General features: G+C 59.9%; 31 protein-coding genes. 18 read left to right on the top strand and 13 right to left on the bottom strand.

Annotated features, from left to right (window positions below; translation table 11 throughout):
* Positions 1-71: 71 nt before the first annotated feature.
* The 3 genes from MUN80_RS25030 to MUN80_RS25020 form a co-directional block, all read right to left on the bottom strand.
* On the bottom strand, positions 72-479 hold the full coding sequence (locus MUN80_RS25030) for an EVE domain-containing protein (RefSeq protein WP_244717578.1): 408 nt from the start codon (positions 477-479) through the stop codon (positions 72-74).
* 100 nt (positions 480-579) lie between these two features.
* Positions 580-996, bottom strand: coding sequence for a hypothetical protein (locus MUN80_RS25025; protein WP_244717576.1), 417 nt, complete (start codon positions 994-996; stop codon positions 580-582).
* A gap of 69 nt (positions 997-1,065) precedes the next feature.
* A complete protein-coding gene (locus tag MUN80_RS25020) occupies positions 1,066-1,461 on the bottom strand; it encodes a hypothetical protein (protein ID WP_244717573.1) in 396 nt (131 codons plus the stop codon).
* Between the two features lie 201 nt (positions 1,462-1,662).
* Here MUN80_RS25020 and MUN80_RS25015 point away from each other — a divergent pair, with 201 nt between their 5' ends.
* The 4 genes from MUN80_RS25015 to MUN80_RS25000 all read left to right on the top strand — a co-directional run bounded on the left by MUN80_RS25015 (position 1,663) and on the right by MUN80_RS25000 (position 5,277).
* Positions 1,663-3,405, top strand: a complete 1,743-nt coding sequence (locus MUN80_RS25015; RefSeq protein WP_244717570.1) for a DNA polymerase/3'-5' exonuclease PolX — start codon at positions 1,663-1,665, stop codon at positions 3,403-3,405.
* Between the two features lie 41 nt (positions 3,406-3,446).
* Positions 3,447-4,445: a glycosyltransferase family 9 protein gene (locus MUN80_RS25010; RefSeq protein WP_244717567.1), complete on the top strand. Its 999-nt coding sequence runs from the start codon at positions 3,447-3,449 to the stop codon at positions 4,443-4,445.
* A gap of 98 nt (positions 4,446-4,543) precedes the next feature.
* On the top strand, positions 4,544-4,999 hold the full coding sequence (locus tag MUN80_RS25005; RefSeq protein ID WP_244717564.1) for an OsmC family protein: 456 nt from the start codon (positions 4,544-4,546) through the stop codon (positions 4,997-4,999).
* Between the two features lie 14 nt (positions 5,000-5,013).
* Positions 5,014-5,277, top strand: coding sequence for a UBP-type zinc finger domain-containing protein (locus MUN80_RS25000; protein WP_244717561.1), 264 nt, complete (start codon positions 5,014-5,016; stop codon positions 5,275-5,277).
* 102 nt (positions 5,278-5,379) lie between these two features.
* Here MUN80_RS25000 and serS read toward each other — a convergent pair whose 3' ends face one another.
* Positions 5,380-6,654, bottom strand: coding sequence for a serine--tRNA ligase (serS, locus tag MUN80_RS24995; RefSeq protein ID WP_244717558.1), 1,275 nt, complete (start codon positions 6,652-6,654; stop codon positions 5,380-5,382).
* Between the two features lie 445 nt (positions 6,655-7,099).
* On the opposite strand from serS, the gene rho reads away from it, so the two are divergent.
* Positions 7,100-9,319: a transcription termination factor Rho gene (gene rho, locus MUN80_RS24990; RefSeq protein WP_244717555.1), complete on the top strand. Its 2,220-nt coding sequence runs from the start codon at positions 7,100-7,102 to the stop codon at positions 9,317-9,319.
* Between the two features lie 118 nt (positions 9,320-9,437).
* A complete protein-coding gene (locus tag MUN80_RS24985) occupies positions 9,438-10,106 on the top strand; it encodes a DsbA family protein (RefSeq protein WP_244717553.1) in 669 nt (222 codons plus the stop codon).
* An 18-nt stretch (positions 10,107-10,124) separates the two neighbouring features.
* Here the strand turns inward: MUN80_RS24985 and MUN80_RS24980 are convergent, their stop codons facing one another.
* The 4 genes from MUN80_RS24980 to MUN80_RS24965 are packed head-to-tail and all read right to left on the bottom strand — an operon-like array spanning position 10,125 to position 12,850.
* Entirely contained in the window at positions 10,125-10,751 is a 627-nt protein-coding gene (locus tag MUN80_RS24980) for a hypothetical protein (RefSeq protein ID WP_244717550.1), read from the bottom strand.
* A 14-nt stretch (positions 10,752-10,765) separates the two neighbouring features.
* Positions 10,766-11,713, bottom strand: a complete 948-nt coding sequence (locus MUN80_RS24975) for a UbiA family prenyltransferase (RefSeq protein ID WP_244717547.1) — start codon at positions 11,711-11,713, stop codon at positions 10,766-10,768.
* A gap of 33 nt (positions 11,714-11,746) precedes the next feature.
* Positions 11,747-12,535 carry a class I SAM-dependent methyltransferase gene (locus MUN80_RS24970; RefSeq protein WP_244717544.1) on the bottom strand — a complete coding sequence of 263 codons (789 nt, stop codon included), beginning with the start codon at positions 12,533-12,535 and terminating at the stop codon, positions 11,747-11,749.
* Positions 12,536-12,544: 9 nt separating this feature from the next.
* Positions 12,545-12,850: a hypothetical protein gene (locus MUN80_RS24965; protein ID WP_244717541.1), complete on the bottom strand. Its 306-nt coding sequence runs from the start codon at positions 12,848-12,850 to the stop codon at positions 12,545-12,547.
* Positions 12,851-13,134: 284 nt separating this feature from the next.
* On the opposite strand from MUN80_RS24965, the gene MUN80_RS24960 reads away from it, so the two are divergent.
* From MUN80_RS24960 to MUN80_RS24915, 11 genes are all read left to right on the top strand, one after another.
* Entirely contained in the window at positions 13,135-13,788 is a 654-nt protein-coding gene (locus MUN80_RS24960; RefSeq protein WP_244717538.1) for a hypothetical protein, read from the top strand.
* Positions 13,785-14,084 (top strand): winged helix-turn-helix domain-containing protein, encoded by a 300-nt coding sequence (locus MUN80_RS24955; protein WP_244717535.1) that lies wholly within the window; start codon positions 13,785-13,787, stop codon positions 14,082-14,084. Before MUN80_RS24960 ends, MUN80_RS24955 begins: the two co-directional genes overlap by 4 nt.
* Positions 14,085-14,138: 54 nt before the next feature.
* Positions 14,139-15,758, top strand: a complete 1,620-nt coding sequence (locus tag MUN80_RS24950; RefSeq protein ID WP_244717533.1) for a DUF4153 domain-containing protein — start codon at positions 14,139-14,141, stop codon at positions 15,756-15,758.
* Positions 15,751-16,128 carry a hypothetical protein gene (locus tag MUN80_RS24945; protein WP_244717530.1) on the top strand — a complete coding sequence of 126 codons (378 nt, stop codon included), beginning with the start codon at positions 15,751-15,753 and terminating at the stop codon, positions 16,126-16,128. Before MUN80_RS24950 ends, MUN80_RS24945 begins: the two co-directional genes overlap by 8 nt.
* A gap of 54 nt (positions 16,129-16,182) precedes the next feature.
* Positions 16,183-16,428, top strand: a complete 246-nt coding sequence (locus MUN80_RS24940; RefSeq protein WP_244717527.1) for a hypothetical protein — start codon at positions 16,183-16,185, stop codon at positions 16,426-16,428.
* A gap of 29 nt (positions 16,429-16,457) precedes the next feature.
* Entirely contained in the window at positions 16,458-16,865 is a 408-nt protein-coding gene (locus MUN80_RS24935) for a hypothetical protein (RefSeq protein WP_244717524.1), read from the top strand.
* Between the two features lie 29 nt (positions 16,866-16,894).
* Positions 16,895-17,278: a hypothetical protein gene (locus MUN80_RS24930; RefSeq protein ID WP_244717521.1), complete on the top strand. Its 384-nt coding sequence runs from the start codon at positions 16,895-16,897 to the stop codon at positions 17,276-17,278.
* On the top strand, positions 17,275-17,484 hold the full coding sequence (locus tag MUN80_RS24925) for a hypothetical protein (protein WP_244717518.1): 210 nt from the start codon (positions 17,275-17,277) through the stop codon (positions 17,482-17,484). The genes MUN80_RS24930 and MUN80_RS24925 overlap by 4 nt, the downstream gene beginning before the upstream one ends.
* Positions 17,474-17,596, top strand: a complete 123-nt coding sequence (locus MUN80_RS26065; RefSeq protein ID WP_262922029.1) for a hypothetical protein — start codon at positions 17,474-17,476, stop codon at positions 17,594-17,596. Before MUN80_RS24925 ends, MUN80_RS26065 begins: the two co-directional genes overlap by 11 nt.
* 188 nt (positions 17,597-17,784) lie before the next feature.
* Entirely contained in the window at positions 17,785-18,201 is a 417-nt protein-coding gene (locus MUN80_RS24920) for a hypothetical protein (RefSeq protein WP_244717515.1), read from the top strand.
* 92 nt (positions 18,202-18,293) lie between these two features.
* A complete protein-coding gene (locus MUN80_RS24915; protein ID WP_244717512.1) occupies positions 18,294-20,666 on the top strand; it encodes a transglycosylase domain-containing protein in 2,373 nt (790 codons plus the stop codon).
* Positions 20,667-20,687: 21 nt separating this feature from the next.
* On the opposite strand, the gene MUN80_RS24910 is transcribed toward MUN80_RS24915, so the two are convergent.
* The 4 genes from MUN80_RS24910 to MUN80_RS24895 all read right to left on the bottom strand — a co-directional run bounded on the left by MUN80_RS24910 (position 20,688) and on the right by MUN80_RS24895 (position 23,987).
* Positions 20,688-21,881, bottom strand: a complete 1,194-nt coding sequence (locus MUN80_RS24910; RefSeq protein ID WP_244717510.1) for a hypothetical protein — start codon at positions 21,879-21,881, stop codon at positions 20,688-20,690.
* A 13-nt stretch (positions 21,882-21,894) separates the two neighbouring features.
* Entirely contained in the window at positions 21,895-22,809 is a 915-nt protein-coding gene (locus tag MUN80_RS24905; protein ID WP_244717507.1) for a TIGR01777 family oxidoreductase, read from the bottom strand.
* A 100-nt stretch (positions 22,810-22,909) separates the two neighbouring features.
* Complete coding sequence (gene folE, locus MUN80_RS24900; protein WP_244717504.1) at positions 22,910-23,587, bottom strand: GTP cyclohydrolase I FolE; 678 nt, start codon at positions 23,585-23,587, stop codon at positions 22,910-22,912.
* Positions 23,580-23,987, bottom strand: coding sequence for a 6-pyruvoyl trahydropterin synthase family protein (locus MUN80_RS24895; protein ID WP_244717501.1), 408 nt, complete (start codon positions 23,985-23,987; stop codon positions 23,580-23,582). Before MUN80_RS24895 ends, folE begins: the two co-directional genes overlap by 8 nt.
* 286 nt (positions 23,988-24,273) lie before the next feature.
* Between MUN80_RS24895 and MUN80_RS24890 the strand changes: the two genes are divergently transcribed.
* A complete protein-coding gene (locus tag MUN80_RS24890) occupies positions 24,274-24,984 on the top strand; it encodes a DNA repair ATPase (protein ID WP_244717498.1) in 711 nt (236 codons plus the stop codon).
* Positions 24,985-25,066: 82 nt separating this feature from the next.
* On the opposite strand, the gene MUN80_RS24885 is transcribed toward MUN80_RS24890, so the two are convergent.
* Positions 25,067-25,657, bottom strand: coding sequence for an inorganic diphosphatase (locus tag MUN80_RS24885; RefSeq protein WP_244717496.1), 591 nt, complete (start codon positions 25,655-25,657; stop codon positions 25,067-25,069).
* Between the last annotated feature and the right edge of the window lie 2 nt (positions 25,658-25,659).

Here is a 25,659-nt window from a genome sequence, read left to right as displayed (position 1 = left end):
CTGTTCACCGCCACAAAAAAGCCTGGCCACCTCTAAAGGCACCAGGCTTAGTCAGGTATAACCTGCCGAAGTTAGCTGCCGAGCTCCAGCAGGATGTCAAACTCCTCGGGCCGCAGCGGCATCACGCTCAGGCGCGACTGGCGCAGCAGGCCAATCTGGGTCAGGCGGCTGTCTTGCTTGATCTGGGCCAGGGTGACGGGCCGGGGCAGGGCCTGCTGGGGGCGCAGCTCCACGGCCACCCAGCCGCTGCCGGCTTCGGCGGTAGCGTCGGGGGCGGCAGCGGCACTCACCTCGGCAATGCCTACCACGGCCTTTTCGGTCATGCTGTGGTAAAACAGCACCAAGTCGCCGGGCTGCATCTGCTGCAGGCAGTTGCGGGCCTGAAAGTTGCGCACCCCGGTCCAGTCGGTGCGGCCGTCGCGGGTGAAGTCGAGCCAGGAATAGGCGCTGGGTTCTGATTTTACGAGCCAGTAATTCATGAAAGCAAAGCGGAAAGCAAATGGAAAAGCCCGGCAAAAGAAGACTGAAAAAACTTCAGTTCAGCTTTTGCCGGGCTTTTTATCCTAATCGGGCCGCGGGTTACTCGACCCGACGAATTTTAAGGATGTCGTTTTCCAGGGACACCACCTGCAAACCGTAGCTGTTGCTTTGGCCGCTGGGCGTGATGCGGAACGTCTGGTTGCCCACCAGCAGCCACCGGCCCGGGTACACGGCCACCCCGTCGGTCGGCGAGGGGCCGCGCCCGATGAATACGCCGTCGGCCTCGAACCGGAAGCCGTTGCGGGGCCAGGAAGCCGGGAAGGTTGCCGTTTCGGGCCGGAATACCTTGATGTCGCTGCCGGGCTGCTCTTCCTCCCACGATTCGAGCCAGCCCCGGCCCTGAATCTGGGCTTCAAACGTAGTCTGGCTTACGACGGGAGCCGCCGTGTCGGATTCTTTATCACAGCTGCCGAGCAGCAAGGGTAGAGCTAATAAGAAGGCGAGGCGACGCAGCATTGGATAACGTAGGAAAACCAGGAATATAGATCAGATGGTATAAAGGACCCTAAGGTTGCATGTCGGGCGTTATTCAACGCGTTTTACTTTGAGCACGCCATTCTCCAGGGACACGATTTCGAGCTTGTAGTCGGGGTCCTTTTTGTCGTCGAGGCTGATGCGCACGACGTTGGAGCCTTCGGATTTCCACTGTCCTTTGCGGCCTTCCAGCCCGTCGGTGGGGGCAATGTCGTACTGGGTAAACAGCCCGTTGTGGTCGAACTGGAACCCTGTCCGGCCGCGGGAAGGCGGAAATGCGTAGGTGTTGGGGCGGTACACACGCACCTCACCCTGGTCTTCCTCGTGGGCGTGCAGCCAGGTGCCTTCCAGGCGCTTGAGCTCGGGCGACGAGGCGCGGGAGTTGGTATTGCAGGTACCGGCCAACAAAAACAAACTCATAGAAGCCAACAACAGCAGGACGCGCATACCAAGCAAAGGAAAGTTGAACAAAAGGTCGTCCGGGCCCGGAAATGGCCCGTAGGAGCGAATGTACGACTTTGGCCCGTACCTTTGGTGGGCCGCTGCTCCTAGGGTTTAGTTGTTAGGTGTTGGTTACTCGTTGTCCGTTTCGGCAGTTGAGCAAACCAGCTAACAACTGACCACTACCAACTAGCAATTAAAAATCAAGTGGATAACCGCGCCCTCATCCGTGCCTTTCGCCTCGCCGCGTCGCTCATGGAGCTGCACGACGAAAACCCGTTCAAAATCCGTGCTTACGAAGGCACGGCCGCTACCTTGGAGCGCCTGGAGCTGCCCGTGGCCGACATGGACCGCACCGGCCTGCCCGACCGGACCGGCCTGAGTAAGACGGCCGCCGCCAAAGTGGCCGAAATGCTCGATACGGGCACGTTTGAGGAGTTGCGCAAGCTGCTGGAAATAACGCCGCCCGGGGTGGTCGAAATGCTCAACATCAAAGGCATCGGGCCCAAGAAAATCCGGGTACTGTGGCGGGAGCTGGGTGTGGAAAGCCCCGAGCAGCTGCGCGACGCCGCCGAGCGGGATGAAGTAAGCAAGCTCAAAGGCTTCGGCAAAAAGACCCAGGATACGATTCTGGCCGCCCTGGAATTCAATCAGGAAAGCCAAGGCAAGGTGCTCTACCCACAGGCCGAGGAGTTGGCCGACGACCTGGCCCGCCGCCTGCGCGAAACCCTGCGCACCGACTCGGTAGCCGTGGCCGGAGAAGTGCGCCGCCGCCTCGAAATCGTGGAAACCGTAACGCTGGTAGCCGCCACGGCCCAGCCCCGGCAGGCCCACGAGCTGCTAAACGCCCTGGACGGCCTCACCGCTGATGCCCGGCGTTCCGGCCCGTTTGCCTGGCGCGGCACAGCTACGGCTTCGGGCGTCAAAGTTGAGGTGTACCTGGTCAGCAAGGAAGACTTTGTCAACCAGCTGTTCCTGCACTCGGCCGCCGAAGCCCACTTGTCAGAACCTCTGGCCGACCCGCGGGCCGGCTCGTTGCGGCAACTGGTGAAGCGGGAGAAGTTCTACCAGGAAACGGCCATTTACGAGAAGGCCGGTTTGCAGTACGTGGAGCCCGAGCTGCGCGAAGGCCTCGGCGAAGTGGCCCTGGCCCAGGAGAAAAAGCTGCCCGCGCTGCTCACCGACGAAGATCTGCGCGGCTCCTTGCACAACCACAGCACCTACTCCGACGGGGCCCACACCCTGCGCCAGATGGCCGAGTTCCTGCGCGACCAGGGCTACGAGTACCTCGGTATTTGCGACCATTCGCAGGCAGCCCACTACGCCAATGGCCTCAGCCCCGAGCGGGTGCGGCAGCAGCAGCGCGAAATCGACCAGCTCAACCAGGAGCTGGCCCCGTTCCGCATCTTCAAAGGCATCGAGAGCGACATTCTCGGCGATGGCAACCTGGACTACTCCAACAACGTGCTCGAGTCGTTCGACTTCATCGTGGCCTCGGTGCACAGCAACCTGCGCATGGACGAGCGCAAAGCCACCGAGCGGTTGTTGCGGGCCATTGCCAACCCGTATACCACCATGTTGGGTCACCCCACGGGCCGGCTCTTGCTGCGGCGTGAAGGCTACCCCATCAACCATAAAGCCATTATCGACGCCTGCGCCCAGCACGGGGTTATTATCGAAATCAACTCCAACCCCTGGCGCCTGGATCTGGACTGGCGCTGGGTGCGCTACGCCCTCGACCAGGGCGTGAAGCTCAGCATCAACCCCGATGCCCACCATACTGACGGCTACGCCGACATGCGCTACGGCGTAATGATGGGCCGCAAGGGTGGTCTGACCAAGGACATGACCTTCAATGCCCTGAGTGCCGAGGAAATGGCGGCGTACTTTGCCGAGCGCAAAGCCAACATCAAGCCGCCCCTGGAATACAAAGACTCCCTGTTTGGGTAATAGCCTGGGCTGCCTTGGTTGGGCAGCCGTGAGTAGCTCCTATGAAGATTCTGGTTCTGCGCTTTTCCTCCATCGGCGACATTGTGCTGACGACGCCCGTGGTGCGGGCCCTAAAGCAGCAGGTGCCTGGCGCCCAGGTGCACTATTGTACCAAGCCCGCCTACCGCAGCATCATCGAGCCCAACCCGTACGTGGACAAGGCGCACTACCTCACCGGTTCCCTGGCCGAGCTGGTAGCCGAACTCAAGCAGGAGCAGTTCGACTTCGTGGTGGATTTGCACAACAACCTGCGCACCAGTATTCTGAAGCTGCGCCTGGGCGTCAAGTCGGCCAGCTTTGATAAGCTTAACTGGCAGAAGTGGCTGCTGGTCAATGCCAAGATGGACGTCTTGCCCCGGGTGCATATTGTGGAGCGCTATTTGGCTGCCGCTGCCCCGTTGGGCGTGCAAGACGACCGGCAGGGCTTGGATTACTTCATTCCGCCCCAGGACGAAGTTGACCTGGCTACGCTGCCGGCCGGATTTCAGCGCGGCTACGTGGCCTTCGCCATCGGGGCCCAGCATGCTACCAAGCGTCTGCCCACCGAGCGAATCATTGAGCTCTGCGCCCAACTCGGCCGCCCCGTCGTGCTGCTCGGTGGCCCCGAAGACGAAAGCACCGGCCACATCGTGGAGCAGGCTCTGGAAAACTCCCCGACTTACAATCTTGCCACCGCACCGGTTTACAACGCCTGCGGGCGGTATTCGCTGAATCAGTCGGCCTCCCTGGTGCGGCAAGCCCAACTGGTCGTCAGCCACGATACGGGTCTGATGCACATTGCCGCGGCCTTTCGCAAGGAAATATTCAGCGTGTGGGGCAATACCGTGCCCGAGTTTGGCATGTACCCGTATCGTACCGAGTTCAGAGTGCTGGAAGTGCCTGGCCTGCCGTGCCGGCCCTGCTCCAAAATCGGCTACGCCAAGTGCCCACAGGGACATTTCCGGTGCATGCGCGACATTCGCTTCGACCTTGATCTGCCGCCTACCCACGACGGCCGGTAGTCGGGCGCAGGGCCGGGCGGGGTAAAGTATGCGGAATTACCTATCTTTTCTCTTCGAAGCCCGGCAGTAGTTGCGGGCCGCAGCTAAAAGCACATTTTATGTTACTTGACAAACACGTGCTGGTGCGCGTTGGCGCCGATGCCCTGCAGGCGGATGTGCAGGCCGGACGTCACACCTATATCATTGATGAGCCCGTGGAAGTAGGCGGGCAGGACCACGGCCCTACGCCCTACGATTTGTTGCTGAGTGCCCTGGGGGCCTGCACCGCCATTACGCTACGCCTCTACGCCAATCAGAAAAAGTGGCCACTGGAGGCTGTTGAAGTGCGCCTAAGCCACCAGCGCGTACACGAGCACGACTGCGAAAAGTGCGAAGAGGCGGGCCAAATGCTCGAAGAAGTAACTAAGGAGCTGCGGTTGCTGGGGCCTCTGACGGAAGAGCAGCGCCAGCGCCTGGAAGTCATTTCCCAGAAGTGCCCGGTGCAGAAAACCCTGATGAGCGGCCTGCGCATTGTCACCCGCCTCGTGCCCGAAACCGAATTCCTGTCTTCTTAATTTTTGCTACAGTTATGGCTCTTTGTCAACATCTTTCCGCCCTGGAAACCCTGATTCCAGCCGCCGACTACAGCTGCCCCGAGTGCGTAGCCCAAGGCGACACCTGGGTGCACCTGCGCGTGTGCCAGAGCTGCGGCCACGTCGGCTGCTGCGACCAATCGAAAAACAAGCACGCCACCAAGCATTTTCAGGCATCCCAGCACCCCGTCATTATTTCGGCCGAGCCCGGCGAGCAGTGGGCTTGGTGCTACCAAGACCAGGCTATGGCGGAATACTAACCTGCAACCATCCCAGTCACAGCTGGTTAGCCACCTTACCAACAAGCCCCTGCTAAAATCCTAGCAGGGGCTTGTTGGTAAGGTGGCTACGGAAGTCTGGTACTAACCGATTTTGCTAAAGCCGCAGTAGCTGTGCAGCACTTCCGGCAGATGAATACCATCTTCGGCCTGGTTGTTTTCCAGCAAAGCCGCCACAATGCGGGGCAACGCCAGGGCCGAGCCGTTGAGCGTGTGCAGCAACTGCATTTTGCCTCCCTCGCCGCGGTAGCGCAGCTTGAGGCGGTTGGCCTGGTAGGTTTCGAAGTTCGAGGCCGAGCTTACTTCCAGCCACCGGCCCTGGGCCGCACTCCACACTTCCAGGTCGAAGGTCAGGGCTGAGGTGAAGCCCATGTCGCCGCCGCAGAGGCGTAGCACGCGGTAGGGGAGGCCCAGCTTTTGCAGCAGGCCTTCGATGTGGGCCACCATGCCTTCCAGGGCCTCGTAGCTTTTCTCGGGCTCGGTAATCTGCACGATTTCCACCTTGTCGAACTGGTGCAGGCGGTTGAGGCCGCGCACGTGGGCACCCCAGGAGCCGGCTTCGCGGCGGAAGCAAGGCGTATAGCCGGCATTGCGGATCGGGAGCTGGTCGCCAGCAATGATTTCGTTGCGGTAGAGGTTGGTAATAGGCACCTCGGCCGTCGGAATCAGGTATAGGTCGTCGGCCGTGGAGTGGTACATCTGGCCTTCCTTGTCGGGCAGCTGGCCCGTGCCGTAGCCGCTGGCCTCATTTACCAGAATCGGGGGCTGAATTTCGGTGTAGCCGGCGTTGCGGGCTTCGTCCAGGAAAAAATTGATTAGGGCACGCTGCAAGCGGGCCCCCTGGCCTTTGTATACCGGAAATCCCGCGCCGGTAATCTTGTTGCCCAGGGCGAAGTCGATGATGTCGTACTGCTCAATCAGCTCCCAGTGGGGCTTGGCACCGGCGGCCAGTTCGGGCTTGGTGCCTACTTCGCGCACTACCTCGTTGTCGTCGGCCGAGCGGCCCTCGGGCACGCTGCTGTGCGGGATGTTGGGTAGCTTGTAGAGCATCTGCTGCAAGCCTTCTTCCACCTGCACGAGTTCGTCGGAGTGGGCCTTGGTGAGTTGCTTGAGCTCGGCAGTGCGGGCCTTTAGGGTTTCGGCCCCGGCCTTGTCGCCGCTTTTCATTAGCCCCCCGATTTGCCGGGCTAGGTCGTTGGCTTCGGCCTGGGCTTGGTCGTGCTCAGTTTGCAGCTGCTTGCGGCGCTGGTCGAGGCTGAGAATGGCGGAAACGTCGGCCTCCGCGGTTTTATAGTGTCTTTTAGCCAGGCCAGCCAGGACCAGCTCGGTATTGTCTCGCAGAACAGAAACTTGCAGCATAAGGCAGAAAACGCGGTTTTGAACAAAAGCAAAAGTAGGTTTTTTTACATAGGCTTTCGGATAAAAACACGATTGGAGCCCGAGTGCAACCCAAAACCGGATTTGCCGGTAAGCAATACCGTCGATGCTCCAGGACTGTATCTGCAGGGTCGGCAAACTACTTGAAAGAGCTTCGCACCAATCAGGTAAAAAAAATGTATCCCATTTGGCGGTTCGGGCGTATTACGCTAACATTGCGTAAGCAAGCCGGCCGCTGATGCCGGGCCCGCAGTCAGTTTCTATTGCGCACGGCCCGATTTATCTCCAGCGCCTCCCCCTCCTAATTACCCCGTTTCATTCCGAACTACTGTGCTTCGCGCCGCCTTGCGGCTGCTTTTGCTGCCCGGATTGGCCTGTGTTGCTTTGTGTCGGTTGCTCCGCCCGTTTTTTCTCCCAGTTTTAGTGTATGTACAATATTGAAGAGTTGAAGGACCGTTTGCTTTCTGAACTGAAGGAAATAGCGGAAGAACTGAACGTCGGTAACTTCAAAAAACTCAGCAAGCAGGATCTGATTTATAAGATTCTCGATCAGCAGGCCATCACGCCCGCCGACAAGCTCCCCAAAAAAGTGAAAACCGGGGACGACAAGCCCGTAGCGGCTGCGCCTCTCGCTTTCTCCGATGTAGCCGTGGCTACGGCTGCGCCCGAGCTGCCCGCGCCGGTAGCCGTAGCGCCGGCCCCGGCCCGCACCAATTCCCGCGCTCCGCGTACTACGCCGCCCCGCCGCGATAATGGCGTAGCCCGTGCTACGGCTGCCGCGGCTGCTCCTATAGTAGCGGCTGCGCCTGAGCCTGCTGCGCCGGCCGCCGTGGAAGCCGCCGTAGCCGAGCCCGCCGGTGTCGCTCCCGAATCGGCAGCCCGCCCTATCAAGCCTTACCAACGCCCTGAGCGCCGCAGCCGCTCCGAAGCCCGCAACCGGGCCGAAGAAGCGCCGGAAGCTGTAGCGGCTCCGGAAGCTGAAGAACAAAATAATGCAACTGCGGAAGTTGCCGCCCCTGCCCCCGCGGAGGTTGCTGTGGAAGCTGCTCCGGCTGCTACCGAAACGACCGTAGCACCGGCCCCGATTGTATTTCGTGAGCCGCGTCCCGAGCAGCCTAATGGGCAGCCCCGGGAGGCACGCGAAGTCCGGGAAGATGGCCGCGAGCCCCGCAACTTCCGGGAAAACCGGGAGCCCCGCGAAAACCGCGAGCCGCGGGAACCTCGCACCGATGCCCCCCGCGAACCGCGTACGGATGCGCCCCGGGAAGCCCGGGAGTACCGCGCTGATGCTCCCCGTGAAGGACGGGAGGCCCGCGAAAATCGTGACCAGCGGGAGCCCCGGGCTCTGCGCGACACCCCTCGCGAGCTGCGGGAGCCCCGCCCCGAGCGGGAGGGTCGTGAAGGCCGCCGCGAAGACCGGTTTGCCGCCCGCGACCAGCAGCGGCAGTTGCGGCAGAGTGGCGAACAGCGCCAGGCCGGCGAGCCCCGCCCCCAGGGTGAGCAAGCCCAGCAGCGCCCCCGCAACGATTTCGACATTGTCATTCCCAGCGAAGGCACCTTAGAAATGATGCCCGACGGCGGCTACGGCTTCCTGCGGTCCCCGTTCTACAATTATCTGGCTTCGCCCGACGACATTTACGTGGCACCCCAGCAGGTGAAGCAATTCGCGCTGAAGGCCGGTGACACGGTAAAATGCACGATACGGCCGCCGCGGGAAGGGGAGAAGTACTTCGCCCTGGTAGGCGTGGAAGGCATCAACGGCCGCACGCTAGAAGAAGCCCGGGACCGTATCCCATTTACTAACCTGACTCCGCTGTTTGCCGAGGAGCGCCTGAAGCTTTCGACCAAGTCGAGCCAGCTCAGCACCCGAATTCTGGACTTGTTTGCCCCCATCGGTAAAGGTCAGCGCGGCTTGATTGTGGCCCAGCCTAAAACCGGTAAAACGGTGCTGCTGCAGGAAATTGCCAACTCAATTTCCGAAAACCACCCCGAGGTCTACCTCATCATTCTGCTAATTGATGAGCGCCCGGAAGAAGTCACGGATATGGCCCGCTCGGTGAAAGCCGAAGTGCTGAGCTCCACCTTCGACGAAACGGCCGACCGCCACGTGAAAATTGCCAGCATCGCCCTGGAAAAGGCCAAGCGCCTCGTAGAGTGCGGGCACGACGTGGTAATTTTGCTCGACTCGATTACCCGCCTGGCCCGCGCCTACAACACGGTGCAGCCCGCTTCAGGCAAAATCCTGTCGGGTGGTGTGGACGCCAATGCCCTGCACAAGCCCAAGCGCTTCTTCGGTGCGGCTCGCAACGTGGAGAATGGCGGCTCGCTGACCATTATTGCTACGGCCCTGATTGAAACCGGCTCCAAGATGGATGAGGTTATCTTTGAGGAATTCAAGGGGACCGGCAACATGGAACTGCAGCTGGACCGCAAGCTGGCCAACAAGCGCATCTTCCCGGCCATCGACGTACCGGCTTCCGGCACCCGCCGTGAAGACCTGCTCATGAACCGCGACGAACTGAACCGCATCTGGGTGCTGCGTAAATTTATGGCCGACATGACCGCCTCGGAGGCCATGGAGTTCCTGAAAGACCGCATGAAAGGTACCAAGGACAACGAAGAGTTCCTGATGTCGATGAACGGCTAAGCCGGAATTGATGTAAAACGCAAAGGCCAGTGAAACGAGGTTTCACTGGCCTTTGCGTTTTATCGATGGTAAACATTTGCCTTCCTTTGCTGGTCTTACCGCTTTTGCTGCAAACCTTATGGAACAAACGCCCGACCTGCCCGAAATCCTCTACATCTTCGACCCACTCTGCGGCTGGTGCTACGGCATGAGCCCGGTGATAGAGCGTATCCAAAACGAGTTTGCCGGCCGCCTGACCGTGTCGGTGCTGAGCGGAGGCATGGTGACGGGCGAGAATGTCGGCCCGATTCGTCAGGACTGGGACTACATCAGCGTGGCCCTGGAGCAGGTGGAGAAAGTGGCCGGCGTCGAGTTTGGGCGGGCTTTCCGGGAGTTGGGCGCCGAGGGCAGCCGCAGGCAGGACTCTGAGCCGCCGAGCCGGGCCCTGACCGTTTTCCGCCAGCTCGACCCCTACAACCAAACGGCCAGCTTTGCCCACGCATTGCAGCAGGCCTATTTCGGGGAAGGCAAAGACCTCAACGACCCGGACACCTACGCCGTGCTGGCTGCCGATTTTGGCTTGAATGTGGCCGAGTTTCAGCGGCGTTGGGCCTTGCCCGAAACCGCCCAGGCTACGCGCCAGGAGTTTGCAGCCGTGGGCCGTATCGGGGTACAAGGATTTCCCACGACCATTCTGCGCGTCGGCAACCAGGGCTACCTGCTGGCCCGCGGCTTCATGCCTTACGACGCCTTCACCAGCAGCGTGGAGCAGGCGCTGCAGCAGGCCCAGGAAGAAGGAGCTAAGTAAACCGGCCGGAAAAGCGGCTTAGCTGCCGAAGCCGGGCAGGTGCACCACTTGTTTTTTGAGCGGCGACCAAACGATGCGCTTCCGGTCTTCCTTGCCGACCAGATACTGAAAGCTGACCGCGTCGGGGCGCTGGCGCAGGTCGTCCCAGGTGGGGCGGTCCAGTTCGCCGGGGGAGTAGGTTTCCTTAGGGCCCACAGCAGGCTTGCGGAAGTTAGGTTCTGCGAAGAAGGTGTCGAGGCGGCGACGCACGAAGGCTTCGCGCTCGGCCTGGGTAGCGGTGGCCGTTTTCATTTCGTACACCATGGAGGCCTCCAGGTCGCTGGGACTGAGCATTTCGCGGAAAATAACCTGGCCCGCGGCATCAGTAATGGTGATTGAAACCTCGCCGTTGAGCACCGAAGCGCCCCGGAGCACAGCCGTAAACTGGTCGGGAGAGCCGGGAGCCGAAAACACGTGCCGGGTGCGCACCACTTTTAGCGTATCCGACTGGGCCGTAACACTGCGGGCCCGGGTGGTATCCATCGGCTCGGCGGCCGTGGCTACAGAGTCGGTGGTGACTGCCGCGCCGCTGTTCTGCGACGAATCGGTGGTGGAGCAGGAGGCTGCGGCGAATAATAGCAGGGAGGCAAAAGTAGCGTAGCGCATCGTTTTCAAGGTTTTTATCCGCCCAAATACGTAGCGCAGAGCGGTAGTGTTGAGTTAACGGTGGCAGCTAGGCTACTATTATCAGCTAGCAGCGCCCAGAAAAACATCAGCATAAAGGCCGCGCTCAGGCACAACGACGACACCTGGTTCATGCGCATCGTATGCTCGAAGTCAGCAGCGGCGGGGCTGTGCCACACGGCCCAGGCCCAGCGCCCAAACAGCACGATGACCGGCCCGGTAGCCACCAGAAAAATTAGCAGATTACGGAGCTCGTCGCGCTGCCAATAGGTGAAAGCCAGCAGCAGCGCCCCGCTCAGCAAACCCACGGCGGCAAAGACAAAGGTGCCGCGCAGCCCCAGCCACAAGCTCAGCGTCAGGTCGCCCCGCTGCCGGTCTTCCTGGTGCTGATAGACCTGGGTAAGCGGGTAAGACCCGCAGAGGAACAGCGTGCTGACCAAGGCCAGCAGCAGATTGGTGGGCTCTAGAATAGCCGATGAATCGGCTCCGGCACCCACTTGGGTCATAAGAAATGTGTAGGCTCCCTGAAACACCACCACCACGAACGTGCTCAGAAACGGGTATTTCTTGAGCCGGATACCCTCATAGCTGTAGGCTTTCGAAATCAGCAGATACACCGCCACCAGGGCCGCAAACAGCGGCGACAGGAGCCAGCCGCCCAGCACGGCCAGCGCGTCGAAGAGCCACACCAGGTGAATCAGCTCCTCAGAAACCTTGGGCGGCTGCTTGAGCCCGCCGATACTGCCTTCGTCCCGGTCGTAGTAGGAGTTATAGCCGTTCGAAGCCGGATAGGCTAGCAGGTGCAGCACGATGAACACGCCCAGGGCCCGGACTCCATCCACAGCCCGGGGCAGCGCGCTCAGTCCAAACCAGTAGACGGGCATCAGGTACACGGAAAAGGGAATGCGCAGCAAGGGCAGCGCCCGGCGGTAAGCAAGCAGCATGGGGCAAATGTAGGTTTTAGGCGGGTACTGGCTTTACCGGGGCCGGCCAATCAGGTAGGTTACCTCCGGGCCCCAACTATGCCGCACCTTTCCTGCCTGCCAGACGAAGCGCCCCTCGGGGTCGGCGCGGTGGGCCAGGGCCAGCAGCTGCTCGGGTGGGTACATGCGCAGAATCGACACGGTGCCGTCCCAGATGGTAAAGAGCGGAATAAGCGGAATCAGGTAAGTGAAGACCAGTCGGCCCAGGCTGAAGGGGCGGATAAAGGGCGTAATCAGCAGCTGAGCCACGGGCAGCACCGTCCAGGCCAGCAGAATTTCCAGCCAGTGCTTGCCTGCGCCTTCAAAGACGCCAATGCCCGCGTTTTGGCGGACGGCATCGGCCAGCAGGGCTTGGGCGGCGGTGGGGGAGAAGTGGTGAAAGGCGGAAAATATCGTGCGGAAACCCGTCAGCGGCGGGGGCACGGCCAAGGCATCCACCGGAGCTGGTTCAAAGTCAATGGCTGGGGCGTTGCGCTGGGCCAGTAGCTGCCAGGCCGCAGGCTGGGGGTACAAATCGGTGAGCGTAACGCGCAACTCCCGTAGCTCCGGATACTGCCGCAACGCTAGCGTGACACCCTCGGTGCCGCCCCCGGCCCCAGCGCCCAGCTCCACCAGCCGCTGCTGCCCGGTGGCTTGTAGCGCCTCGCGCAGCAGCGGCACGATGGGCTGATACGTATCCAGGGCGCTGATCATGAAGCGCAGGTAGTCCATCATGCCCGCCCGGATGATGCCGGGAAACCAGGGTAGGTCCTCAAATTCGAATAACTGAAGGCGCAGGCGCATGAGGAAGTGTTAGGAAGAAGATGCGGAGCGCAGGTAGTTACGGTTCGCCCAGAGCGTAACCAGGTAGGCAGCCAGAATCCAGGGCCGGCAAACCTCGAATGCCCAGTACAAACTCACATCGAATAATTCCGACCATGCTGCCCGCACGTAGGGTACGGGTAAAAATGCACTCAGGGTTATGCCCGTCAGCAGCAGAAGCCAGCGTTGCCAGGGCCGCCAGTGTTGGGCATAGTTGTATAACACCTCAAGCGTCAGCAACAGGATAGAGGCTACGGGCCAGGAGAATTGCAGGGCCATAGCAAACTGAAAGGCCATATCTGTCAGCAATGTCTTTAGTGCCTCTGCTAGCGAAGGCTGTTCGGCGCTGCTATCCGGGAGGGTTACTGATAAAGGTATCCACAGCAGGGCTCCAACTACCATAATGAGCAGATACTGGCCGAGCGTGGCAAGCAGCAGCCGGCTCAGTGAATGCCAAGAACTAGCAGAGGACTGGGCCAAGTATTGCATAGGGTCTATAAAGAATTGAAAAATGTTGGGTATGAAGTCTTGCAATATATCGTTTGTCTAGTAGCTTTGCATTACAAAGTGCTCTGAAAGACATGAAGCCAGCTACCGATCCACTTGCTCAACTCACCGAGATTCGCGCCATCATGGAGCGGTCTTCCCGCTTTTTGTCGCTCAGTGGCCTGTCGGGAGTGGGAGCAGGAGTGGTGGCCCTGGCTGGTACTGGTTTGGGGCACTGGTATTTGCAAACCCACTATGGCGACCAGGGCTTTCTGCGCCTAGTGGAAGGCTCCACGGCCGAGCGGCAGGCGGCTTACCCTTTTCTGCTGGGCCTGGCCATTGGCATGATTGGGCTGGCTTTGCTGGTGGCCTTCTACTTTACCCACCGCCGGGCCACCCAGGAAGGCCGGACTCTGTGGGATGCGCCGGCGCGCCGGTTGCTGCTTAGCCTGGCGTTGCCGCTGGTGGCCGGGGGCTTGTTCTGCACCGGGTTGTATATTCGCGGCGCGGCGTCGTTCGTGGTGCCGGGCTTGCTGTTGTTTTACGGCCTGGCCCTGCTCAACGCCAGCAAATACACCCTTGATGAAATCCGGCTGCTGGGCCTGACTCAGATGGCTCTGGGCCTGGTAGCAATCCTGCTGCCCGGCTGGGGCCTGATTTTCTTCGCTCTGGGCTTTGGGCTGGGCCATATCGGCTACGGCTTACTCATGTATAACCGCTACGAACGGGCGCCTCGGCCTACGCTGTGAAACACCTCATCCATACGCTCAATAAGGCTTTCGACAACCGGGTGCGGTTGGGCGTCATGGCAGTGCTCATGGCCAATGAATCCGTGAGCTTTAATGAGCTGAAAGACGCCCTCGACCTGACCGACGGCAACTTAGCCAGCCACGTGTCGGCCCTGGAAAAAGCGGGCTACGTGCTGGTCAACAAGCAGTTTGTGGGCAAGAAGCCCAATACCACTTACCAGGCTTCCACAGAGGGCAAATCGGCGTTTCAGGACCACCTGACGGCCCTCGAAAAATTACTGCGCGGGTCCGCGTAGTTTTTTTGCCTTCGCACTTTGTAATTCAAAGTTCTTTTAAAAAAATAACCTAACATGACGACGCTAACCTCCGCAGCGGCCCAATGGCCGGCTGCTGGCCACTCGGCAACCCGGCCGTTTCCCCTCACTGCCCTGCAGAAGCTGCTGCTGCCGGTGGGCGCCATCCTGTTCGACGTGCTGTTCTGGCAGGAGCGCATGGCCCTGAATATGCTGCTCTACACCGTATTTGTGGTAGGGGGCGTGTTAGCCAGTCTGCCCCGACACGCGGCGGTGTGGCGCTCGGGCTACTTCTGGCTCACGCTTGGTGGCACCGTGCTCAGCGCCCTGATGGTGGCCGTGTACGGGTCGGGCGCGGCCCAACTGAGTGCAGTGGCTTCCTTGGCAGTTTGGCTGGGCTACGTCAATCAGGGCCATTTGAAGCTGGTGGGCTACGCCCTGCTCACGGGGCTCGGTAACCTGCTGCCGGCCGTGCAGCGCCTAGCCCAAATGGTACGCCTGCCCCACAACCTGGACGGCCGTCTGAACCGCACGCGCTACTACGGCCGTTTGCTGGTAGTGCCATTGGCCGCGCTGCTGGTGTTTCACGTGCTGTTTGCCATTGCCAACCCGAAGTATAACGACCTGGCAGGCCGAATCCTGGATGCCATTGGTGAAGTCCTGGACCAGCTCTTCGCCTGGCCATCGGTGCTGCACCTGCTGTTTTTCGGGCTGGGTCTGGTACTCACTGCCGGGGCCATTTTCATCATCCCGGTGCATTACTTCGCCGATCAGGAGTCGCGCTTTGGGGAGTTTGTGCGCCGGAGCCGGGACCAGGTAGCGTCCTTTGCCGTGCGCCGCCCTGATTTTCGCACCAAATCGTTTGGGGTACTGGATTTGCGCCGCGAATACCTGATGGCCCTGAGCTTGATTGGCTTGGTCAACGTGCTGCTGCTGGTCGTCAACGTCATTGATATTCGCTGGATCTGGTTTGGCTTCGTGCCGGCCAAGGGCTTCGACCTCACGCAGTTTGTGCACGAGGGCACCTACGTACTGATTCTGAGCATTCTGGTTGCCATGGGTATCGTGCTGTGGTTTTTTCGCCGCAACCTGAATTTCTACCAGCCGGGCCTGCCCTTGCTGCGCCGCGCCGCCACGGTGTGGGTACTGCAAAACGCAGTACTGGCCATATCGGTGGGGCTGCGCAACTACTATTATATTCAATACACCGGCCTGGCTTACAAGCGCATCGGAGTGTATGGCTTTCTACTGCTGACTTTCTTCGGGCTGGCTACTGTGCTGCTCAAAATCTGGCAGCGCCGCTCGGCGTATGCGCTGTTTCGCCTCAATGCCCTGGCCGCTTATGCCGTGATGGTGCTGCTGGCCTGCGGCAACTGGGAAATCTGGATTGCCCGCTACAACCTGCAGGCCCGCTTTGCCGAAATTGACTACGGCTTCCTGCTCGACATGCCCGACCGGGTGTTGCCCGAGCTGGCGGCTCATAAGGCCTTGCTCACGGGCCGGCGCCTGGTACAGGAAAACAACTACAGCACCTGGGTGCCGCTGCCCGCAGCCGAGGCCCAGCAGCAGCTGGAGCGCCGCATCCTGGAGTTCCAGTCGCGGCAAAGCATGCGCCACTGGCCCAGCTATACCTGGGCCGACTACCGGGCTTACCAGGAGCTGAGCCGCCGTGAATAGCCTCTGGAACCAGGCAACGGCCCAAGCCGCCCGGCACTGTCTGCACTCCGTGGCTCTGACGGTGGGAGTTGTGGCCGGCTGGAGGACCCTGTTTAGCCTGGGGCTGGCGGTGGGCATCGAGCAAAACCTGGGCGAAATCCTGGCCCTGCTCAGCTTTCTGGCCATCCACCTGCTCATCTGGAAATACGGCGTGTTTCGGCAGTGGCGCCGGATCAGCCCGCATCTGCCCCAGGCGGCTTGGTGGCTGTTCGGGCTCAGCCTGATCTGGAACGTGGCTCTAGTAGGCTTTCAGTTGTTCAGCATCCTGCTCATGATTCTTGGCCTAGCCCTGGCCCTCGACAATTCCCCGCCTACCCCAGGCTACTACTAAACCCGCGGCACTGCCTTCGCCACCTTCCTAGGTAATTTCCCCAAGCCTTCCCTCATGAATCCACTTGCTCAATTCGGGCTTAGCCTGCTGCTGGTGCTGCTCTGCGTGGGCGGCGTGCTGGTGCTGGCCCTCGTGCTGGCCTGGCAAGAGCGGGCCGCCGCCCCCGACGTGCGCCGGCAGCGCCTGCTGTATCTGGTACTGCCCGTAGCCAGCGCCGTGCTGGCCCTGCTGCTCGGGTCCGTGTTTTTGCTCATGACCATTTGGTCGCCCCAGGGCCCCGACATTCTGGCTAGCCTGTAACGGACTTTCCTTTTTCATCTATCTACATCATGCCTATAACCATAACCGCAGCCCCGCCGGCCGACCTATCCGTTACGAGCCGCTGGCTGGCCGGGGCCCAGCAAACCAAAGACACGCTGACCATCATCGGCATGAACGTTCTGCTCGTGTTTGGGCTGCTCTGCGGTATCGCCATCCCCGGCTTAGTGCTCTATTTTCTGCGCTGGAAACTGGTACGTGGCAAAGGCCGTCGGCAATCAGCTCTTACCCATTGGGGTATTACGCTGGCTCACGAGTTCTGCTGCGTGCTGCTGTTTATGTCGACGGACATGCAAAATGAGCTACACGAGTGGGGTGCCGGCTTGGCGGTAGGCTACGGAATAGGTTGCCTGATCAGCCTAGCCGGGTTACTGGAAACCTGGCAGCATTCTTCTCCCGCTACCAATTCGCCTTACTAATGGAGTACTCGGTTATCCGCCCAAAAAGTATGAAAACGCTCAGCAATTCACCCCTGAAATGGCCTTCTGCGGGCCGTAGCCTCGGTATTCTGGTAGCCGTAGTAGCCGTGCTCTGGCTGTGGCTGCAGCTGCCCGACTTCTACCGGGCCGGCCACAGCGCCTCCGAAACCGGGCAGTGGCTCACCGAACTGGTTTACAACGACTGGACGGCCCTAGCCCTGATGCTGGGGGCCAACGTTCTGGTGGCTCGCTATACCACTGCGCCCATGTGGCGGCTGGGCCACAGCATTGAGCTGCAGGGCATGCGCGGGGCTTTCGTTTTTGTACTAGGAATGCTGTTTCACTTGGTGGTGGCCGGCTGCGGGGTGGCAGTGCTGGTGCTGGGCAGCGGCTGGCTCGAAACCGGAGCATGAGTGCCGTGCTGCGCTTGGGTCAGCTGCTGCTGCGCGTAATTCCGCAGCGGCTGTGGTGGGTGCTTGGTGCTCTGGTTTTTGGCCTGATGAATATGGTCTTTAGCTCCGAAGTGTGGCCTAATACACCATTGGCCAGCCGATTTTTCACGGCTTGGACGGTGGGCTGCGGAGTGCTGTTCACGGGTGGCATGGCGGATGGCCGATGAAGTAGACAGCTTTTTCTGGAAGGCTCTGTGGCGCTTGGCGGCCATCGGCAGCTACGGTGGGGCTGCACTGGTGAGTTTGCTGGCCTTCATTGGGCTGCTGCTGAAGCTGTAACAACCGGCGTGGGCTGCCACCGGCAAGCCGCTCAAGTTTCCTGGTTTTCCATTTGCCTTTCACCAGTCCTTGTCAGGCGAGCGGCAGCGCGTGCCACTTGCCCTCCGGCCAATGTCCCCTGGGCAGAGGGCATTGTCGCCCCCGCTGATTTCCTTAGCTTACGGCCTCCCACCGTTTTGCCCCACCGCATGGCCCGTACCGCGCTGCTCCTTCTTCTGTTTCTGGCCCTGGTTATTGAGCTGGCCCTTACCATCGGTGGCTTTGCGGCGCCGGATGTGGTGCTGAACAAATTTGGTGTAACCGCCACCGCCGACACCCGCTTTATGGCCTTCGCCCTGGCCTGGCTGCTACTGTTCGTTTCATTGGTTGCTGCCGTGGCGCTGTGGCAGGTGTGGCAGCGGCAGCCCCACTACGCCACGCTGTGCTACCTGCTGGGAGTGTGGTGGATAGGTATCGGGCTGGGCCTGTACCTCGGCTACGGCCGCCTCGACAACCTGCTGCTGGATACGGGCAAAGGCCTGCTCATCGTGCTGGCTACCTGGCGCAGTCGGCGGGCGGCGGAGCTGGGCCGTGCTGCCCAGCCCGTGCAAATAGCTACTATGTAATGGCACTGGCCGCTTATCGGGCCGCCGCTAACTGGTATATTTGCACTTCAGTTGCCGGGAGCTCAGGCTCCTCCTGACTATATCTGTCCCGAATGTCCGCTTCCGAACAACCGAAACCCACCCCGACCACCGTTCCCAAGCGCCGCTGGCCCAACCTCGTTTCGCGGGCCATGTGGGGTGTTTTTGTGGTGTCGGTCGGCGTTTTTCTGCTGTATCCCATCCTGGTAAAAAGCAATTTCCTGTTCTTGTTTGGCAAGTCGCCGAGCCTGGAGGAAATGGAAAGCCCCAAAGTAGAGCAGGCTTCCGAGCTCTACACCGCCGACGGGGTGCTGCTGGGCAAATACTTTCGGGAAAACCGCTCCCCGGTGCCGTTCAACCAGATTTCGCCGGTGCTGGTTAAGGCCTTGGTTGCCACTGAGGACATCCGCTTTTATGAGCATTCGGGCATCGACCTCACGGCTTTGGCCCGGGCTGTGGCCGGCGGCGGCCGCAACGGCGGCGGCTCGACCATCACCCAACAGCTGGCCAAAAACCTCTACAAAACCCGCCGCGGCGAGCGGGGCGTGCTCGGCCATATTCCCATCGTCAGCACCCTGATCAGCAAAACCAAGGAGTGGCTGACGGCCGTAGAGCTGGAAAAGCGCTACACCAAGGAAGAAATTCTGCGGATGTACCTCAACACCGTGGAATACGGTTCCCAGGCCTTCGGTATCAAAGTCGCGGCTAAAACCTTTTTCAATACTTCGCCCGACAGCCTCAAGCCCGAAGAGGCCGCCATGCTGGTGGGCATGCTCAACAATCCCACAGCCTTCAACCCGCGCTTTCACCCCGAAACGGCCCGCAAGCGCCGCAACTTGGTGCTGGAACGCATGGGCCAGGCCGGCGTACTGACGGCCAAAGCCACCGACTCGCTCCAACAGCAGCCCATTGCCCTGCAGTACCGGGTCGAGAAGCACATCGACGGGCCCGACACGTATTTCCGGGGGGCCGTCAGCCAGTTCGTAAATAAGTGGTGCGAGGCCAACGGCTACGACATGTACCGCGACGGGCTAAAAATTTACACCACCATTGACTCCCGCATGCAGGCCCACGCCGAGGACGCCGTGCAGGACCGCATGAAAAAGCTGCAGCAGCAGTTCGACCGGTTCTGGCGCAACCGCGGCGGCAACCCCTGGGTAGATGATGAGGGCAAGGAAATTCCCGGCTTTATCGAAACCCAGATCAAGCGTACCGAGCTCTACAAGGAGCTGGCCAAACGCTACCAGGGCCAGCCTGCCCGCCTCGACTCGGCCCTACACGCCAAGCGTCCGATGAAGGTCTTTACCTGGAAAGGCGACGGCGACACCACGCTGGTCCTTTCCCCCCTCGACTCGCTGGCCTACTACAAGCACTTCCTGCACGCGGGCATGATGACCATGGACCCCTTCACGGGTCACGTCAAGGCCTGGGTGGGTGGCATCAACTACCGCTTCTTTAAGTATGACCATGTGAAGCAGGGCCGCCGCCAAGCAGGTTCTACCTTCAAGCCCTTCGTCTACCTCACCGCCCTCGACAACGGCTACACACCCTGCGACCGAATCCGGGACCAGCGTGTAACTATTAAGTACGTTGAAAACGGCAAGGACATGGAGTGGCAGCCCGACAACGTGACCCGGGAGTACACCGGCATCAACATGACGCTGCGCCACGCCATGGCCCGCTCGGTCAACTCCGTCACGGCGCAGCTCACGGAGAAAGTGGGGTGGGAGAACGTGGCTAAGTACGCCCACAAAGTCGGTATTCAGAGCCCCTTACTGCCGGTGCCCAGCATCGGCTTGGGCTCGGGTGGCGACGTGAACGTGTACGAAATGGTGGACGCCTACAGCACCTTCGTCAACAATGGCTTTCAGAGCGAACCCCAATTTATTACCCGCATCGAAGACCGCAACGGCAACGTCATCAAGCAATTCGACCCCAAGCAGAAGCGCGCGATTCCCTCCGAAACAGCTTGGTTGATGCTCTATATGCTGCGCGGCGGCATGGACGAACCCGGCGGCACCTCGCAAGCCCTGTGGGAGTACGACCTCTGGAAAAAAGACAATCAGATTGGCGGCAAAACCGGCACCACTTCCAACTACTCCGACGGCTGGTACATGGGCGTCACCAAGGACCTCGTGACCGGCGTTTGGGTGGGCGGTGAAGACCGCAGTATTCACTTCTACGGTTCCCAGCAGGGCGAAGGCGGCCGGATGGCTCTGCCCATCTTTGGCACCTACATGGAAAAGCTTTATAAGGATAAAGAGCTTGATATTACCATGGGACCCTTCCCGCGGCCGGCCAGCAAAATCACCAAAAAGTACATCTGTGTGTCAGAGTCGGAGCCGCGTCGCCGCCGCGAAGAAGCCGTAGATACTATTGCCACCGACAACCTGCTCGAGCAGCTCAATACCCAAGGCGCTGCTATTCCCGACAGTATTAAGCTCTAGCCGTTAAGAGAATAGCCTCGATCAGCCTCGGGAAGCCCGACTAAACCAGAACGGCGCCGCAAGCAAGACCAGCAGGCCCAGGGAAAGCAGCTGGAATGAGGCGCGCCAGAAAGCTGAACCCGTCAGGGGCTGGTGCGGGTTGTGCGAATTGCTCCAGGCAATAAACGCATCGGCAATGGGCAGCTGACCCAGTAGGTAATACTTGCCAGTGGCTCCGTGCCAGGGCAGGCCAAAGGCTTCTATACTATTGCGCAAGCCTACGGCCGTGGTGGTGTCGCCAAAGCGCTGCATCGTGCGCCGGCCTACCAAGGAAGCCGCTCCGCCTACGCCCCAGATAACCGGCCCCGAATCAATATCCTCTACGGGTGCCATTCCGCGCGCGGCCTCCTGGAGTCCGGGCAACCCCAGCCGGCTGGTCAGAAACAGGGCTCGGTAGCGCCGAAAGTGGGGCTGGGCATAGCCTGAGTCAATTTCGCACAGGAAGTTAAGTAGCTGACTTTGCGACGAGCCCCGCGCCGCTTCCAGGACCGCTCCCGTGCTGGCCTTGGCCTCGTGCGGAATCAGCCCATTCTTATCCAGATGGTCGTCAACCGTCTTCAGCCAGTGCTGAATAAGCGGCCGGTAGCTTGATGGTTGAAACCGGTCGTGCCAAGCCAGAGCTGCTACACCCATTACCCCGTCGGCGGGCCAGACAGCCCCGGCATACGATTCGAGGTAAGGGGTTGAACTGCGCTCCAACGCATTGGCAATTAGCGCGCACTGCTGGTTGAAATGGCGTACGTCGGCCGAGTCTCGCTCAGCTGCTGGCAAAGCGGCCAAGTAGCGCCCCAGCACGTAGGCCGACCAGCCTTGGTAAAAGGCGCCCCGCGGCAGGGGCAGCTCCTCGTCAAAAATGGACTGCGCTACCGGGGACTGAATTTCCCCCAGGGCCCAGCGGGCTTCTGTCCGGGCTTCCCGGCCTAGCGTGGAGTTGGGCGCTACGTGCGGGAGCAGCTCAATCCAGGTCAGGGCGTACAGGGAATTGAGGTAGACAAACCCTTCCGGATACAGCTGCTGCATACGCTCCCCGGCTTGCTTTTCATGAAGCTCCTGGCGCAGAAACTGCAATTGCTGCACTACTTCCTCATCGACGGGCTGCCGCCGGGGCGAGTAGAAAAGCTGGTAATTCAGATACGCTAGCGTAGTCAGAAGCAGTCCGGACAGGCATTTTGCCAAGCCCCGCACGCCGCTACTCTTTCCCGTAGAACGACTCCAGGGCTGGCTTCAAATCCGGATACTCGAAACGGAAGCCCGTACCAAGCACCTTAGCGGCACTAACCCGCTGGGAAGCCAGAATAATCTCGCTCATCTCGCCAAGGACGAGTTTCAAACCGAAAGCTGGCACTTTGGGCAGCACCAGGGGGCGGTGCATTACCTCGGCCAATGCTTCCGTAAAGGCCTTGTTGGTTACTGGGTTCGGGGCCACGCCGTTGTACACGCCCTGCCACTGGGGCTCTTCCAGGGCCTGAATAAACAGCCGGCACACGTCGTCGAGGTGAATCCAGGACATGTACTGCTTGCCTGAGCCCAGCGGTGCCCCAGCCATTAGCTTGATGGGCCGTGCCATGGGCGGCAAAGCGCCACCCTGATTGCTGAGCACGATACCGATGCGGATGATAACCGTTCGGATACCCATATCCTGCACTGGCTGCACGGCCATTTCCCACTGGTGAGCCACGTCAGCCAGAAAATCGTCGGCTGGGGCGGGCGGCGTTTCCTCGTTCACCAACCGGTCGGCGCTGTCGCCGTAAATGCCGATGGCCGACGCCGAAACGAAGGTACGCACGTGGTGGTGGCCTTTCTCCAACTCCCGGGTCAGCAGCGCCGTACCGCCCAGGCGGCTGGTCATAATGTCGCGTTTGCGCTCGTCCGTCCACTTGCCCTCCGACACGCTGGAGCCAGCCAGATTGATAATGTAGTCGGCGTAGGGCACGGCCGCTTCGTCAATGGAACCGTGCTGCGGGTCCCAACGGAAACTGCGGTAGCGGCTCTGGCTGGGCGTACGGCTGAGCAGGGCTACTTCGTACCCCGCGTCAATCAGCATTTCGGCCAGGCGGGTACCAATCAGGCCGGTACCCCCCGTAATGAGAACTTTTCGGGACATTGTATGGAGCGCTAATAGCCGGAAAGCTACTGAAGTTGGGCTGGAGTAAGCAGAAAAACAGGCCGCAAGCTACTTCTTAATAGTCAAGGGTGTACCAGGGTTACTTACCCAGCAGCCGCAAAAACTCGGCTCGCAGGGCCTGGTCCTCCTTGAACAAGCCCCCGTATTCGGCCGTCAGGGTGCTGCTGCTCGTGTCGTTTACCCCACGGCTCATCACGCAGAGGTGGTCGGCCTCAAGCAGCACGGCTACGTTTTCGGTCTGCAGGGAATGCTTCAGCTCTTCGGCAATCTGGCGGGTAAGGCGCTCCTGCACCTGGGGGCGCCGGGCGTAGTACTGCACCACCCGGTTTAGCTTCGAGAGGCCTACCACATGTTCGCCGGGCAGATACGCCACATGCGCCTTGCCTATAATCGGGACGAAGTGATGCTCGCAGCACGAAAAAACGGTAATGTCCTTCTCCACCAGCATCTGCTGGTAGCCGTAGCGGTTGTCGAACAGCTTTACCTCGGGCCGGTGCTGGGGGTCGAGGCCGCGAAACCACTCCTGCACGTACATCTTGGCCACCCGACGCGGCGTCCCTTTCAGACTATCATCGGTCAGGTCGAGGCCTAGCAGGTGCATGATTTCGCGGAAGTGCCCGGCGATGCCGTCAATCTTCTCGTCCTCCGACAAGGCAAAGGCATCGGGGCGGAGCGGAGTGCGCAGGTCGGGCGACAAGTGAGCATCGGCCGGCCCGAAGCTGTGCGCGGCCGCAGCCGCTGACACGGAATTATCCATGGTATTCAACAAAGTTGCGGTCCGTTTCATAGAGCGTGACCGACAGGGCGAGGTGGGGCTCAACGTGAGCCCGCAGCCGGTTCCAGATCACGACAGCAATATTCTCGGCCGTAGGGTTAAGCTCGCGAAAGTCCTCGGTATCGAGATTCAGATTTCGGTGGTCAAAGGTATCCAGAATCTCGCGTTTGATCAGGTCGCTGAGCCGCTTCAGATCATACACGTAACCCGTGGCCTCATCTACCGGCCCGGTCAGGCGCACCGTGACCTCATAGTTATGCCCGTGATAGTTAGGGTTATTGCACTTGCCAAATACTCGGGCATTGTGCTCATCGCTCCACGCCGGATTATGAAGGCGGTGGGCGGCGTTGAAATGTTCAGTTCGGCCAACAGTTACATGCATAGAGTCTTTGAACTGGTAATACGGGCTTTTGTTTTGGTTTCCAAATAGATTACGCGGTTTTTATGGCAGGACGCAGTTTTACTTATTCATGGTTTAAGAATACAGGATTTGAATTTTGGTAATATTAGATAGTCCCTATCCAATAAAATGAATATTCTCCAAAAAAAATCAAGTCTGCGTGCGTCAACATCAGGGGAGTCTGGTTAAATTTGGTGAGTTGGATTCCTCCGGCGGAGTCCACACCACCTTTTGTAAACTCTTTCTCTTTTAACTTTTTCATTTCACTATGAAACCAGGCGTACTCCTCTCTCTGCTACTGATGCTGTTGCTATCGGTGACTGGCTACGCGCAGAAATCGCCCGTAGATGAAACAGACATGGCCATCAAGGGTATCCCCCGTAAAGGCCAGCGTGTTACCATCCAGCTGGACAGCAAGCGTGTTGATGATTCTTGGCAGAAAATGCTGAACGAGAAATTCGGCAGCAAGTTCAAGTCGGACAAAGGTGTCTACACCATGGACGGCGTTGTTATCGAAGATATCTCCAAAACGCCGATCCGCGTGATCAGCAAAGTAGACGCTACCCCCACCGGTACCACCGTATGGTGGTCGATTGACTTGGGCAACGCTTACTTGAGCAAAGATGCTACCCCCGTGCAGTGGAAAGCTTCGGAGAAATACCTGAAGGACTTCGCCCGCATGCTTTACCGTGAAGACTTGGCCGTACAGGTCTCGGAAGCTGAAAAGGCTCTCGTTTCTTCGCAGAACAACCACATGGCCGTTATCAACAAAGCTGACGCCATCAAGAAAGACATTGAGAAGAACAAGCTGAAGAAGCAGGAAATCCAGCAGCAGCTGGCCCAGAACGCCGCTGAACTGCTCCAGTACAACAACCTGGTCGACATGAACCTGAAAGAGCAGGAAGCTGCCCGCGCCGACATTGTCAACATGCGCGTAGCTCTGGAAGCTGTAAAGGAGCGCATGAACAAGATTGAGTAGTATACCCTACTCCTCCAACAAAAAAGCCCGGTCGAGCAATTCGACCGGGCTTTTTTGTTGGGGCTGGTTGTAACGGGCTGAATTATTTCAGGGCTTGGTGTACCTGCTGGTCGGCGGCCTTTTCGTCTTTCCAGCCCACCAACCGAACCTCGCCCAGCCGGCCCTGGTGCTGAAACCACTGGCCTACTGCTTCCTTGGCGCCAGGAAACTGCTTTACCAAAGATTTCCACGACGTGATGCCGGGCAAGATCTGCTGGCTAGGGCGGGCCGGTACTGCTACCACCACTTGCTCCAGCACACCATTGTCGTCGAGGGTAAGCAGGCCGATGGGCAGTACTTCTACCACCGTGCCTTCGGGTTGGGTTTCGGCCAGAATCAGGGCTTGCAGGGGAGCGTTGGTGCTTTCCAGGCGTGTGCCCGGAATAAAACCCTGGTTGCCGGGGCAGGGCAGAAACTCAACCACGTGGTCGAGGCCGGCCCGCCGCACGGGCAGAAAGTCTTTTTTGGCGGCGTCGTAGCGCTGGGCGTGGTTGCTGCCTGCGGGTACTTCCACTACCACTTGCAGCAGCTTGCGTTCGGGCGAAAACGTGGGCAGCTCGGCATAGTTGGGCTGGCAGCTGCTCAGCCCCAGGCTACCCAGACCCACGATAAAACTCCCGAACGCAAACCGCATAG

Source organism: Hymenobacter cellulosivorans (assembly GCF_022919135.1).
Classification (GTDB): domain Bacteria; phylum Bacteroidota; class Bacteroidia; order Cytophagales; family Hymenobacteraceae; genus Hymenobacter; species Hymenobacter cellulosivorans.
This window is presented reverse-complemented; position numbering and strand designations above follow the sequence as displayed.